Genomic DNA, 14,841 nt, shown 5'->3' with positions numbered 1-14,841 from the left:
AATTTCATAAAAAAGCCCTTCCAACACTTTTGATTATAGCAAGGAAGCGTTTTAAGAAACAAGTGTAAATGAAAACAAAGTTCATTTGTAATATTATTGTAATATTCCAATTGAGAATCAATTGATTTTGACGCACCAAAAAAAGCTATTCTAAACAGCGCGTTTAGAGTAGCTTTTTTAAGTTATTCGCCGAGCAACGTTTTGGCAGCGGCAATTTGTTGTTTAATTTGTTTAAAGCCTGTGCCACCTAATGAGTTCCGGCGTTCAACAGCTGTTTCAGGATCCAATGCTGTATAAACATCTTCCTCGATCAACGGTGATAACGCCTTAAATTCAGCTAAGGTGACGTCCTTCAAGTAGGCTTGCTTTTTAATGCAAGTCAAAACCAATTCGCCCACTAGTTCATGTGCTTGCCGGAATGGCATGCCTTTTGCCGCTAAGTAGTCTGCTAATTCAGTGGCATTTGAAAAATCATGGGTGGTCGCATGGGCCATTTGAGCAGTATTCACTTTCAACGTGGCCAGCATCCCATTAAAGACCGTTAAGGATTGTTCAATGGTTTTAACCGCATCAAACATTCCCTCTTTATCTTCTTGGAAATCCTTGTTATACGCTAAAGGTAGCCCCTTCATCACGGTTAACAAGCCCATTAAGTCACCATAAACCCGACCGGTTTTACCGCGAATCAGTTCAGCCATATCTGGGTTTTTCTTTTGTGGCATGATCGAACTCCCAGTTGAATAAGTATCATCTAATTCAACATAATGGAATTCTTGACTATCCCACACAATGATTTCTTCACAGAACCGTGACAAATGCATCATTAATTGTGCCGAGTTACTCAGAAACTCTAAAATAAAGTCCCGATCACTAACCGCATCTAAACTATTGGCATAAGGCGCCGCAAAGCCTAATTGTGCTGCTGTGTACGCCCGATCCGTTGGAAAAGTCGTCCCAGCCAGCGCCGCTGCACCCAATGGTGATAAGTCGGTATGTTTTAGGTTAAAGTCAAAGCGTTCTGCATCCCGTTGGAACATTTGGAAATATGCCATTAAATATTGCCCGTAAGAAATGGGTTGCGCGTGCTGCATATGCGTATAGCCTGGCATTAACGTGGTAATGTGCTTTTCAGCCTTCGCCACAATCGTTGCCTGCAACTGCTTGATCAATGGCAAAATTGTATTTAAATGATTCTTCAAATACAAATGCATATCAGTGGCCACTTGATCATTCCGACTTCGAGCGGTATGCAATTTACCGGCGACTGGCCCGATTAAATCAGTTAACATTTTTTCAAGGTTTAAATGAATATCCTCATTGGCAATTGAAAATTCTAATTCGCCATTGGCGAGCTTTTGCTGCAACGTGTGTAAACCCGCTGTGATTTGATCTGCTTCTTCAGCTTTTAAAATCGCCGTTTTTTTCAACATCGCCACATGGGCCAATGATCCAGTTAGATCTTCGGCTGCCATTGCTTGGTCGAACCCAATCGAGGCGCCAAAACGTTGAACATATTCACTTGGTTCAGCGGTGAAACGACCGCCCCATAATTGGTGATTTTCAGTCATGAGCAACTTCCTTTTTCGCATCTTGTTTTACTTTTGCTTGTACCTGCGCGTTCACTTGAGTTGGTAGGCCCCAAAGCTTAATGAAACCAACAGCTGAATCATGGTCGAACTTATCAGCTGATGTGTAAGTGGCCAATTCTGTATCATACAAGGAGTATGGTGACTTCCGACCTTCAACCACTGCATTCCCCTTAAATAACTTCATCCGAATCGTACCGGTCACGACACTTTGTGTACTCTTAATGAAGGCTAATAAACTATCAAATAATGGTGAGAACCACAAGCCATTATAAATCGTGTTAGTAATTTGTTGTTCAACGATTGGGGTAAAGTGTGCTAAATCCCGTTCGAAGGTTAAGTCTTCCAAAGCTTTATGGGCTTTGATCAACGTCATGGCAGCTGGTGCTTCGTAAACTTCCCGCGACTTGATCCCGACTAACCGGTTTTCAATATGGTCGATCCGGCCAACGCCGTGTTCGCCAGCAATTTTGTCTAATTTACCGATTAAGGCAACTAAGTCTAATGCTTCACCATTTAAGCTCACTGGTACGCCGGCTTCGAAACCAATTTCAACAATGGCTGGTGTATCTGGTGTATCTTCAACCGCATTGGTCAAATCATAAGCATCTGCAGGTGGTGTGACCCAAGGATCTTCTAAAACGCCACATTCGTTGGCCCGGCCCCAAAGGTTTTGGTCAATTGAATAAGGACTGTCAACGTCGATTGGCACTGGAATGCCATTCTTTTTAGCGTATTCGATTTCTTCTTCCCGTGACCATTTCCAATCCCGAATTGGATCTTCAATTTTCATTTCAGGTGCTAACGCCCGAATGGCAACTTCAAACCGTACTTGGTCGTTCCCTTTCCCTGTGCAACCATGGGCAATGGCAGTCGCGCCTTCTTGATGGGCAATTTCAACTAATTTCTTAGAAATCAAAGGCCGTGATAAAGCAGAAACCAATGGGTATTCCCCTTCATATAAGGTGTGTGCTTGCAACGCAACCAATGCATAGTTTGTGGCAAATTCTGCTTGGCAATCTAAGTTGAAGGCTTTAATCGCACCCATCTTTAAAGCTTTTGCTTTGATGAAATCCATGTCTTTCCCAACTTCACCAACATTCATGCAAGCTGCAATGACATCGTAACCTTTGTCCATCAACCATTTAATTGCAACAGATGTATCTAAACCGCCTGAGTATGCTAAAACAATTTTTTCGTTAGCCATATAAATCAACCTCTCATCATGTGTGTGTTTTTATTTAAGTATCAGCAGGCTACCCCTTTAACCAACTTGAAATCTGTTGTGGTAACCGTTCATCAAATCTTTATCTTTGACGTTGATAACAGCATACATCACGTTCAAAAAAAATGCAACGATTTTATATATTTATTCATAAATTTCTTTGATATACGGCTAAAATTGCATAAAAGACGTTTAATTTAGCTTTTTGAACCAAAAAAACACAACCCGAAAGTTGTGTTTTGCCGTTACTTTTCAGTTTTAGGGCCTTCAAAGCGTGGCCGTTTACCAGCGCGCTCTAAAATCGGCTTTAAATATTGCCCAGTATAACTACCAGGGGTTTCTGCAATGACCTCTGGCGTTCCGGTGGCCACCACTTCGCCACCGCCAGCCCCGCCTTCTGGGCCAAGATCAATCAGATAATCGGCTGTTTTAATGACATCTAAATTATGTTCAATGATCAAAACGGTATTGCCAGCATCCACCAGTCGATGGAGCACTGCTAACAGACGATTAATATCGTCAGCGTGCAAGCCAGTGGTCGGTTCATCCAAAATATAAAATGTTTTCCCAGTTTGCCGACGGTGCAGTTCAGAAGCCAGCTTCATCCGTTGTGCTTCCCCCCCAGACAAGGTCGTGGCTGGTTGGCCTAAGGTAATGTACCCTAAACCAACATCGACAATTGTCTGTAACTTGCGCCGAATCTTAGGAATGTTTTCAAAGAATTTCAGGGCTTCATTAACCGTCATGTTCAAAACATCCGAAATCGTCTTGTCTTTGTATAAGACTTGTAAGGTTTCGGAGTTATAACGCGTCCCATGACAAACTTCACACGGCACATAAACATCCGGTAAAAAGTTCATTTCAATTTTAATGATCCCATCACCTTTACAAGCCTCACAGCGCCCGCCTTTCACGTTAAAACTAAAGCGATTTTTCTTATAACCGTGAATTTTGGCTTCATTAGTTTGGGCAAATAAGTCCCGAATATCATCAAACACACTGGTATACGTGGCCGGGTTACTGCGTGGGGTGCGGCCAATCGGGCTTTGGTCAATGTCCACCAGTTTATCAACATTTTTCACGCCGGCAATGCTCGTGTACTTCCCTGGCTTTTGTTTGTTCCGGTTCAACTTTTGCGCTAACGCCCGTTTTAAAATACTGTTGACTAAGGTCGACTTTCCTGACCCAGAAACCCCTGTCACCACAATAAATTCCCCTAATGGAAAATCAACGGTGATTTTCTTAAGGTTATGTTCCGCAGCCCCGGTGATACGCAACTTTTTACCATTGCCTTGACGCCGCTTTGCCGGGAGCGGAATATATTTTTTACCAGACAAATACTGTCCAGTTAACGAATTGGGATTTTTTTCAACTTCTGCTGGCGTCCCAGCGGCCATCACTTGCCCGCCGTTTTCCCCAGCACCTGGGCCAATATCCAACAAGTAATCGGCAGCCCGCATGGTATCTTCATCGTGTTCCACCACGATTAACGTGTTACCTAAATCGCGCATGGCCTTTAACGACTTGATCAAACGATTGTTATCCCGCTGATGCAAGCCAATTGAAGGTTCATCTAAAATGTACAAAACCCCTGACAAATTCGAACCGATTTGCGTCGCTAACCGAATCCGCTGGGCTTCCCCCCCAGACAAGGTGCCTGCTGAACGGCTTAGGTTTAAATAATCTAAGCCAACATTTTGCAAGAAACTCAACCGATCATGGACTTCCTTTAAAATCGGTTTGGCAATAGTGGTTTGCTTTTCAGTTAATGTTAACGCATCAAAAAAGTGTAAGCATTCTGAAATGGGCAGTTCAGAAACCGCACTAATGTGTTGGCCTTTAATTTTAACTGCCAGTGCCTGTTCATTTAACCGATAACCATGACAAACGGGACAGGTTAATTCGGTCATATATTGCCGCATTTGGGTGCGGGTAAAGTCACTGTTGGTTTCCCGATAACGCCGGGCCACGTTGTTCATGACCCCTTCAAAGGTTGCGTCAACATCACGTACCCCACCAAAATCATTTTCATAGTGGAAGTGGAACGTTTCGGTACCTGCACCGTGCAAAATCAACTGTTGCTGTTCAGTCGGCAAATCCTTAAATGGCGTATCCAGATCAATTTTAAAATGCTTGGCAGCTTGGGCTAATAATTCAGGATAATACTGTGATGAAATTGGATTCCAAGGCGCTAACGCACCATCCGCTAAGGTCAGACTTGGGTCTGGCACCACCAAATCCTCATCAACTTCCAACTTCATCCCTAACCCATCACACTCAGGACAAGCCCCAAACGGCGCATTAAATGAAAATAGCCGTGGTTCCAATTCGCCAATGGTAAAGCCACAATAAGGGCACGCATAGTGTTCGGAAAATAAAATTGGTTCCCCACCAATCACATCCGCTGTGGCATAACCGTCTGACAAGCGCAAGGCGGCTTCAAATGAATCGAACAGCCGAGAACGAATCCCAGATTTGATCACGATTCGATCAATGACAATGTCAATATCATGTTTTTTATTTTTGTCTAATTCAATGGTTTCGCTAACATCCCGAATCTCGCCATCAATTCGGACCCGCACATAGCCTTCTTTTTGAATCCGGGCTAATACTTTCTTATGCTGGCCTTTTTTCTGACGAATAATCGGTGACATAATTTGCAACTTGGTGCGTTCAGGTAACGCCAACACGCGGTTAACCATTTGATCCACTGTTTGACTGCTGATCTCCGTCCCATCGTTGGGACAAATCGGTGTCCCGATCCGCGCCCACAGTAACCGCAAATAATCATTGATTTCCGTCACCGTTCCAACCGTTGAACGCGGGTTTTTAGAAGTGGTTTTTTGGTCAATGGAAATCGCTGGACTTAACCCATCAATGGAATCCACATCTGGCTTGTCCATTTGGCCTAAAAATTGCCGAGCATAAGCCGATAAACTTTCCACATACCGCCGTTGTCCCTCAGCGTACAAGGTATCAAACGCCAACGAGCTTTTGCCGGAACCGGATAAACCCGTGACCACCACGAGCTTATCGCGTGGAATGGTCACATCAATATCCTTTAGATTGTGGGCCCGTGCGCCATGAATCACAATTTTATCATTTGCCAAAGTGTTTCAACCCCCATTATTCAACAGCTGCTTTTAATTCCAAAACGGTATCCCGTAAGGTCGCTGCTTGTTCGAAATCTAGTTTTTTAGCCGCAGCTCGCATTTGCTCTTCTAAACGCCCGATCATCGCCTTTTGATCCTTCTTCGACATATCTGCAAAATCGGGTTCATTTAATGGCTTTTTGGCAGAATCGTCCACTGCCACAGACTTCACCGGTGAGATCAGTTCACGAATTTCTTTCTTGATCGTACGCGGCGTAATGTTATGCGCTTCATTAAATTGTTCCTGAATCGTCCGCCGACGTTGCGTTTCATCCATGGCACCTTGCATGGAATCCGTGATATGATCTGCGTACATGATCACGGTCCCGTTGACATTTCGTGACGCACGACCAATCGTCTGGATCAAGGACCGTTCGCTCCGTAAGAAGCCTTCTTTATCGGCATCTAAAATCGCAATTAACGAAACTTCCGGAACATCGATCCCTTCACGTAGTAAATTGATCCCAATCAAGACATCAAACTTACCTAACCGTAGATCACGAATAATGCGCGTTCGCTCTAACGTTTTAATATCACTGTGTAAATAACGAACTTTAATGCCCAGTTCCTTTAAATAATCCGTTAGATCCTCAGCCATTTTCTTGGTCAACGTGGTAATAAAGACCCGTTCATGTTGATCGATACGTTGATTGATCTCACCAATCAAATCATCAATTTGTCCCATGATCGGCCGCACTTCAATTTTAGGATCCAACAGCCCCGTTGGCCGAATGATCTGCTCAGCCACTTGATCCGTTTGTTCATATTCATAAGGACCTGGCGTGGCCGACACATAAACGATTTGATTAACGTGCTGTTCAAATTCCGACAATTTTAGCGGCCGGTTATCCAGTGCACTGGGTAACCGGAAACCATAATCCACTAACATTTGTTTCCGAGCCCGATCACCATTATACATCCCCCGCACTTGCGGCATGGTCACGTGAGATTCATCCACCATAATCAGAAAGTCTTTAGGAAAGAAATCCAACAATGTATACGGCGCTTCGCCTGGTTGCCGCCCATCCATATGACGAGAATAGTTTTCAATGCCTGAGGTGTAGCCCATTTCCCGTAACATTTCAATATCATAATTCGTGCGTTGCTCAAGTCGTTGTGCTTCTAATAATTTATGATCATCAGTCAACACTTTTAACCGATCTTTCAATTCAGCCGCAATGGAATCAATGGCTTGATCCAACTGATCTTCATTGGTCATAAAGTGGGTTGCCGGGAAAATCGCCACATGATCCCGATCACCAATGATCTCACCGGTTAAGGCATCTACCTCGCGAATCCGATCGATCTCATCACCGAAAAATTCAATTCGTAACGCCCGTTCATCCCGTGATGCCGGAAAAATTTCCACCACATCACCGCGTACTCGGAAGCGGCCCCGTTGGAAATCAATATCATTGCGTTCAAACTGAATGTTGACCAACTGACGCAACAGCTCGTTACGTTCTAATTCCTGGCCAACCCGTAAAGACAACACGTGGTCGCGATATTCGTCAGGCGAGCCTAACCCAAAAATACTGGAAACAGAGGCCACCACGATCACATCATCGCGTTCTAACAATGAGCTGGTCGCTGAATGCCGTAATTTATCGATTTCATCATTAATACTAGAATCTTTTTCAATGTAAGTGTCACTGGATGGGACGTAAGCTTCTGGTTGATAATAATCATAATAACTGACAAAATATTCAACCGCATTGTGAGGAAAGAACTGCTTAAACTCACCGTATAACTGGCCCGCTAACGTTTTGTTATGCGCTAAGATCAACGTTGGTTTATTCACATTTTTAATGACTTCACTCATGGTAAACGTCTTACCGGTCCCAGTAGCCCCCAATAAAATCTGGGCTTTGGTGCCATTCTCAATCCCTGCGGTTAATTTCTGAATGGCCTGCGGCTGATCCCCAGCCGGTTGATAAGGTGAGACCAATTCAAAATCACGATGCGCTTCACGTTCAATCACAGTTAAAAAACCTCACTTTCATTTCAATCATGACGCAACGAAAAAGGTTGGAACCTTGATCCCAACCTTTGACTTATGGGTGTTACTAGTTTAACACACCGAACATAGTTTCGCCATTGCTTTAATTCTAATTTTTTTCTTCCATAAGATAGTGCGTAATTTGACGCAGTTGAATCTGATTGGTAAAATCCTCCGCTAACAAATCTGGTAAGACTTCAGCGAGGAAATACTGCACGCTGGCAAGATCACGATAGTTTAAAAGTGTTGCCACACTTTCCCGGTAAATATCCGTATAAACAGCCTCTGGATTTCCTTTTTGAATCTCACCAAATGATTCATAAAGTAAATCAATTTTATCCGCCACTGCTAATAAACGCCCTTCCAGGGTGGCGTCTTTCCTTTCACCAAAGCGCCGGCGATAATCACTTTGAAAGGCCGTTGGAATCTCATTTTGAATAAAATTCTCTGTTAAATTTTTTTCAACTGCCGCTAACATCTGCCGCAGTTCTGGGGTAGCATACTTCACCGGCGTTTTAATGTCGCCAATAAAGCGCTCCGTATAATCATGGTTCAACGCTTTTTCGTACAGCGCCCGCCAATCGACCTGGGTTCCCGCTTGACTTTAAAGGAATGCGCCGCCACAGAATGCTCCTCAGATAATACATTTCTAGCTCAATTATATCTTTTTTAGTCATTTGAACAACTTTCAAACGGCCATCAATCACAATTAAACGACTACTCTTAACGTTAAAACGCACCTACTTCATCAATTTACGCACTGTAAATCAAAGCATGATCCACAATTGAATGCTTCACACTAACAGGATTTCACTCAAAAAGCTACGCGTTTCTCGGCATCCGAGTTTTCTGTTCGAAATGTTTTGTCAATTCTGACATCATGTTCTGATGCCACACCTAAACTAAAAGTTCAAGTTGACTTTGACTGGGGTCAATCCGGATCCCTGTATCCCCTCTACATATGCATTAGGGACTGCTTTTCTTAAAATTTGATAGGCACCGTTGATATCTGCATTGATCAAAATATCATGGTTAGACTTAAACAAGCCCCGTTTTAGACGCCGGTTATGAGGACTTAAGCCTTTACGTTTACGCGCCTGATTGCCATTGGCATTGACTGGTCGTTCGTGATCTAAAAAGCTGGTTTGACTGGTATAACTCTCATTTTGTTCGATCACAACGATCCCTGCTAAATTAGCCTTGTATTTGATCATATTGATCATACTTTGGTGCGGGATACCGACAAAATTTTGATTGGTTTTCTTGTCTAAATTAAGATTGGTTTTCCATTGCTTATTTTTACCGATCACGATCGTATTGAGCGCATGGCTTAACGCAATATCGACGATACGTTTACTGGCTTCATGGGCAAAACGCGTGATCTTTAAATAGCGGTAAAATTCTAAACGAGAGAGTTGACGACTTTGATGTGGTTGATGTAATTGGGCTTGAATTGAATACAGTTGACTGCGACGTTTGTTATAGAAATGATTAACAGATTTTAAAGGCCGTCCATTAATGATCAAGGGTTGAAAATCTTTAACGTTTGAAATAAGTGAAAAAGCATTGTTAACACCGGGATCAATCCCTAAATAGCGGTGATTGTCTGGTTTATAACTGATTTTGTGTGATGTTTGATAAACAACTTCTACTAAGAAGTGATGATGTTTGGGAACAATCCGTACGATTTGAAGCTTTGATGTTTCAGTATGTTGTAACTTGATTTTAAAGTGATCTAAAAATGGAATCTCCACCACGCCATTGGCGCGCAATTTCGCCGTTTGGTTACTAATATAAAGCGTGAATAAGCCGCCTTTAGTCCGGTATTTGGGTAAACGTGGATACCCAGTGAATCGGTGTGAATTGCGTTGATAAGCCTTGCGAGCTTGGTTCCAAGCTGTCATATTATGCGCAACCACTTTAAGAATCTGTTGGGTCACATTGGCATTACCAATCTTATTTTTAATCATCGAATCACGCTGATCAGCACTGGCCTTAAAACTTTTCCAAAGGTCTTGGCAACTTAACCATTGATGCTTAAATAACGCTTGGCGTACACGATAAAGGCCTTGATTATAGACATTATTCGCTTCGTGCGCCGCCACTAATAAGCGTGGATAGTGCGGATGAGATTCACGCACAATATGTTGTTCTGTCAAATAGTCGATTTGATTTTTATCAATACCTGTTCTGGCATCAATATTAGGCGTTGATAATTTAAGACGTTTCTGCCAAAAAAACTTTAATGCCTTTTGTTCCTTAGAACTCAGGGTCATTTTGTCAGCTCCTTTCATTACATCGACTATAACACGTTTTCCGTCAAGGAACAAATGTTCTTTTTTGGCAAATGTTATTAAAAAACTGAATGTCGCTTAAATTTGTGGTCATATGACTATAAATGACGGTATCTAATAGATTTTTACTCGCAATATTGATGCATTCCCATATTGATCATTCCTTTCACGTTAAAATCGATTAGCGTTATTTTAACGATTTCCCTTGGCCATTGCAACGAATTAGCGCTCCATATTGACGCAAAAAAGGCGCAAGCCTCAGCCTGCGCCTTTTTAAAGTATAAAACTAGTCTAACTTGCCTTCTTTAGCAGCCTTTAAGTAAGTGCTAAATGGTTTCAAGTCTTCTGCTTGGTATTGCTTCTTAAATTCAGCAACTTTGTCAGCATCTTGGAATGCTGGATCGATGAACATATGTTGTGTTGTTAATGGCATTTCTGTGGTTAACTTCACGTCGATCAAAACAGGGCCTTTTTCAGCTAAAGCAGCTTCAAAAACAGGCTTGATGTCATCATAAGTCTTGATGGTAAAGCCTTTAACGCCCATCCCATCTGCAACAGTTGCCCAATCTGTGTCAATCAAATCAACACCAGAAAGTGGTTGATGCGTATCATCGCGTTGTTCAGCTTCAATATAACCTAATGTTTGGTTACTGAAGACAATGTTAATGATTGGCAAGTTGTATTTAACAGCAGTTAACAATTCTTGTGACATCATGGCAAAACCACCATCACCACTTAAACTGAAGACTTGACGATCAGGGTAAGCGACTTGGGCTGCAACAGCAGCTGGTAAGCCATAACCCATTGATGCGTATTGACCAGAAGTCGTCCACTTTTGGGTAGTCTTCAAGTCGATCAAACGCATGAAGTTAATGTTAATGTTACCAACATCGACACCGAAGACAGCGTCATCTTTGGCAGCTTTGTTAATGGCATCAAAGACTGGTTCAGGGCGAACAGGTGTTGACTTGTCATCCTTGAAGGAATCTTGCCATTTGCGCCAGTCTTTATGATCAGCTAATGCAGCCTTAAAGAATGGTGTTGGTTGTAATTCAGTGCCTTTTGCAGCTAATGCAGCCAAAGCGGTCTTAGCGTCTGCCAAAATTGGGACATCGATGGCATGACGTTTGCCCAATTTTTCATTATCAATGTCAATTTGAATGACTTTTGCTTTTGGATTGAATAAGAAAATACTGAATGGTACGTCATTCCCAACCCAAAGGATCAAATCAGTGTTAAAGCCTAATTCAACCCCAGCTTTACCGGCAGGACGGCCTGTTGACCCGATGTAAGCAGGATAAGTATCTTCAACAATCCCCTTTGCAAGGACTGATGAAACCAATGGCATCTTGAATTTCTCTGAGACAGCCTTTAATTCTGGACCAGAATGTTTGGCCCCAATCCCAAAGTAAACCATAGGTGCTTCAGCAGCTTCAATCAATTCAACGGCTTTGTCAATTGCCACTGGATCTGGTTGTGGCCAAATTGGTGCCACGTGGTTTTTAGCGTTTGAAATATAAGTATCAGGAATATCAGTCCAGCCTAAGTCCTTAGGAATAATGACAACTGAAACACCGTTATATTTATAAGCTTGACGAATGGCGGTATCGATCAAAGCTGGTAAGCCTTTAGCAGTTGTTGCAGTCCGGTTGAAAACAGCAACATCATCAAAAATTGGGCCTTCATCAATGGCTTGGAAGAAGTCCATGTTCATCCGGCCTTGTGGGACTTGGGCAACGATTGCCAAAACAGGGGCATGATCGTGCTTGGCATCGTAAAGACCGTTTAACAAATGAACGGCACCAGGGCCAGCAGACCCAATGGTAACACCTAATTTACCAGTTAACTTGGCTTCCGCAGCAGCAGACAAAGCCCCTGCTTCTTCGTGGCGTACTTGAATGAATTTCATGGTATCGCGACGGTTATAAAGCGCATTCATCCCATCGTCAAAAGAACCACCAGGGTAACCATAAACGTGGTCAACACCCCACTCTTCAATTACTTTAAAAGCAGCGTCAGCAGCTTTGATTGTCTTTGTATCAGTCATATCGTAAATACCTCCGATTCATTTTTGTTAAATCAAATATACAAATACAGTATAATGCTAATTTTAAAAATGTAAACGTTTTTGAACAAAAAAATCAAATTTTTTTATTTCGCGCTTCAACACGTCTTATTTATAAACCCTTTTCAAAAAAACGGCAAGAAAAAAGCTCATGCATCATTGAATCATGCATGAGCTTTCGGATTTAAGCTTCAAGTTCGGCTTGAAAAGCCTGAATTTCCGCAAGTTTATTGTGATTATGGTTGATTCTCGCAAAAGCGCGGGCGTCATTTAAATATTCCAACACCTGCTTTTTCCCAGCTTTTTGCTGCTGAGCATTTTTCGCCAAGCAAAAGGCAATTCGTGCGACATAATACGTCACATGGTTGCTGGAACAGATTTCAAGTGCGTAATTTAATAGCGCATTGCTGGTTTCATAATCCCCAGTGCTGGCATAAAAGGCCCCACAATGATAAACAATATTCAGAACCCGCCAAACATCTGTGGTCGTTTGCACTGGGTACTCGTAGATCTGATGCAGCACCCGATTAAAGTAAAAGTCCGCTTTTTCTAATTCTTGCCGGCGGGTATAGATCATCCCGGAACCGGTTAACGCTAATAGCTGGTATAAGCGCTGTTGCGGGTTAGCCTCAGCAATGATCTGACTGAAACTAAATAAGGCATCGGCTAATTCTTGCTTGGTGTAAATCAACAAAAAGCCTTTTAAGTATAGATAGTCCAACCGTTGCGTTGTATCTTTGATCTCAGTTTCGTTGATCGTCGCCAGTGATTCCCACGCCGTTTGATACTCGGCCGTGATCAAGTTAAATTCAATCGCTTCCATTTTGCGTTTCAACTCATTTTGAACCGGTTCAACTTTGGGAAATAACTCGCCTAAGCTGATATTCAATCGATTACACAGCTGAATCAAGGTTTTAACCGCTGGAATTTGGCCATTTTTCTCGAAACGGCTTAATGTTGCTTGGGTACAGATGCCATCTGACAGCTCTTTTTGTGAAAAGCCAAGCTTTTTACGTGTGGCAACAAAATATGCAATATTCATATTACTCCTTAACCTACTTCCTATTAGAATTATGGTTTTCAACCGTTTTTTTCATGCTTCAATTGTCAATAATGTGCGAACTGCTTTTGTGATAATTATAACATTAATATATAAAAAATATACATTTAATTGGTTTACATTTCAACCCATTAGGTATAATGTAAATCATGAAAAAAGCGCTCACAATACTTGGAGGTGGACAAAGATGACTGATATTCTCATCTTAGGCGCTGGATACGCTGGCTTGCGTGCAGCGAAGATCCTTGCAAAGAAAAAACTAAACGCCAATATTACCCTGATCAACCGTAACGATTATCACTATGAAACAACAGCACTGGCGAGTATTGCTGCCGGTACGCTAAAAACCAACAAAGTCGTTTTGCCATTACCGGCGAACTTACCGGCTGGCATTCACTTTAAACAAGCAACCGTTACCAAAATCGACCGTCCCAATCAGCAAGTTTTATTAGCAGACGAAGCGCCTTTACACTACGATTACTTGATCGTTGCGCTGGGCCTAGTCTCTGAAGATTACGGCGTACCAGGTGCAAAAGAATACGCCATGCCAATCGTCAGTTTAGACACTGCTTTAGCTGTGAAACAACATGTCGAAAAACAATTTCAAAACTACCAGAAGTCCCAGGATCCAGACGATTTGAAAATTATTGTCTGTGGTGCTTGGTTCTCCGCTTTGGAATATTTAGGGGCCTTAGCAGCACGGTTGCCAAAGCTAGCCGCTCACTACAACATTCCATTGGACCAAATCTCAGTCCAATGTATTGAAGCAAAAGATAATATTTTGCCGATGTTTGACGATCAGCTCACAAACTACGTTAAAGACTGGTTAGCTAAGCATCACATTGTCTTGCGCACTGGTACACCCATTAAAGAAGTTCAGGCCAATGCCGTTATCACGGATGAGCAAACCTACACCGCTAACACCATTATTTGGACCACTGGTGTCAGTGGTAGTCCTGTGATCAGTGCCTCTGGTCTCGAAAATCGGCGTAACCGGGTGATGGTAACCGATGAATTATGCTTAGAAGACGACAAATCAGTTTTCTTGATTGGCGACGTTGCCGCTGTGCGCATGCCAGGCAAACCTTTCCCTTACCCGGCCACTGGTCAAATCGCATTTCAAATGGGCGTTTGTGCAGCCAACAACATTGCTGCAGATCTCAACCATGAACCACGTAAAGATTTTGAGTTTAACGATTTAGGCACTGTGCTCGCTTTAGGTGATCGTGATGGGGTCGCTAAAGTCTTTGGTGAACATAAACTGCACGGCTATCTTGCATCAGCTTTAAAGCGTGTGATCGATGACCGTTCCTTAATTGAACAATCTGGCTTAAAAGCCATGTTTGCTCACGGTCGTTTTGATTTTCTTTAACCTAACCTAAACAAAAAGTGCCACACCGGATTTGTGAAGTGCAATAGAAAAGTTAGACAATTTAGATTTTGAATTAAGCAATCATGGC

Annotated in this window: 8 protein-coding genes and 1 pseudogene; 1 reads left to right on the top strand and 8 read right to left on the bottom strand. The window is 42.5% G+C overall.

The annotated features are described in order from the left end of the window. Positions 1 to 182: 182 nt before the first annotated feature. The 8 genes and pseudogenes from argH to FC07_RS00010 all read right to left on the bottom strand — a co-directional run bounded on the left by argH (position 183) and on the right by FC07_RS00010 (position 13,363). Positions 183 to 1,568 (bottom strand): argininosuccinate lyase, encoded by a 1,386-nt coding sequence (gene argH, locus FC07_RS00045; protein ID WP_057903087.1) that lies wholly within the window; start codon positions 1,566 to 1,568, stop codon positions 183 to 185. Next, entirely contained in the window at positions 1,561 to 2,799 is a 1,239-nt protein-coding gene (locus FC07_RS00040; protein WP_275453065.1) for an argininosuccinate synthase, read from the bottom strand. Before FC07_RS00040 ends, argH begins: the two co-directional genes overlap by 8 nt. Before the next feature lie 257 nt (positions 2,800 to 3,056). Next, on the bottom strand, positions 3,057 to 5,921 hold the full coding sequence (uvrA, locus tag FC07_RS00035) for an excinuclease ABC subunit UvrA (RefSeq protein WP_057903085.1): 2,865 nt from the start codon (positions 5,919 to 5,921) through the stop codon (positions 3,057 to 3,059). A gap of 16 nt (positions 5,922 to 5,937) precedes the next feature. Continuing rightward, the gene (gene uvrB, locus FC07_RS00030; protein WP_057903084.1) at positions 5,938 to 7,944 is read right to left on the bottom strand and encodes an excinuclease ABC subunit UvrB; all 2,007 of its coding nucleotides are present in this window, start codon (positions 7,942 to 7,944) and stop codon (positions 5,938 to 5,940) included. A gap of 127 nt (positions 7,945 to 8,071) precedes the next feature. Further along, positions 8,072 to 8,598: pseudogene (locus FC07_RS00025) on the bottom strand (YfbR-like 5'-deoxynucleotidase); the annotation flags it as partial. A 266-nt stretch (positions 8,599 to 8,864) separates the two neighbouring features. Next, positions 8,865 to 10,238 (bottom strand): RNA-guided endonuclease InsQ/TnpB family protein, encoded by a 1,374-nt coding sequence (locus FC07_RS00020; RefSeq protein WP_057903082.1) that lies wholly within the window; start codon positions 10,236 to 10,238, stop codon positions 8,865 to 8,867. Between the two features lie 304 nt (positions 10,239 to 10,542). Next, positions 10,543 to 12,303: a pyruvate oxidase gene (spxB, locus tag FC07_RS00015; protein WP_057903081.1), complete on the bottom strand. Its 1,761-nt coding sequence runs from the start codon at positions 12,301 to 12,303 to the stop codon at positions 10,543 to 10,545. 202 nt (positions 12,304 to 12,505) lie between these two features. Continuing rightward, positions 12,506 to 13,363, bottom strand: coding sequence for a helix-turn-helix domain-containing protein (locus FC07_RS00010; protein ID WP_057903080.1), 858 nt, complete (start codon positions 13,361 to 13,363; stop codon positions 12,506 to 12,508). A gap of 205 nt (positions 13,364 to 13,568) precedes the next feature. On the opposite strand from FC07_RS00010, the gene FC07_RS00005 reads away from it, so the two are divergent. Continuing rightward, positions 13,569 to 14,753, top strand: coding sequence for an NAD(P)/FAD-dependent oxidoreductase (locus tag FC07_RS00005; RefSeq protein WP_057903079.1), 1,185 nt, complete (start codon positions 13,569 to 13,571; stop codon positions 14,751 to 14,753). Positions 14,754 to 14,841: the final 88 nt, after the last annotated feature.

This window comes from Loigolactobacillus bifermentans DSM 20003 (assembly GCF_001434575.1).
Lineage (GTDB): Bacteria > Bacillota > Bacilli > Lactobacillales > Lactobacillaceae > Loigolactobacillus > Loigolactobacillus bifermentans.
This window is presented reverse-complemented; position numbering and strand designations above follow the sequence as displayed.

Bases quoted from the DNA above. Each gene is read 5' to 3' on its own strand.
- argH (WP_057903087.1), bottom strand. From the start codon at position 1,568: ATGACTGAAAATCACCAATTATGGGGCGGTCGTTTCACCGCTGAACCA.
- FC07_RS00020 (WP_057903082.1), bottom strand. From the start codon at position 10,238: ATGACCCTGAGTTCTAAGGAACAAAAGGCATTAAAGTTTTTTTGGCAG.
- spxB (WP_057903081.1), bottom strand. From the start codon at position 12,303: ATGACTGATACAAAGACAATCAAAGCTGCTGACGCTGCTTTTAAAGTA.
- FC07_RS00010 (WP_057903080.1), bottom strand. From the start codon at position 13,363: ATGAATATTGCATATTTTGTTGCCACACGTAAAAAGCTTGGCTTTTCA.
- FC07_RS00005 (WP_057903079.1), top strand. From the start codon at position 13,569: ATGACTGATATTCTCATCTTAGGCGCTGGATACGCTGGCTTGCGTGCA.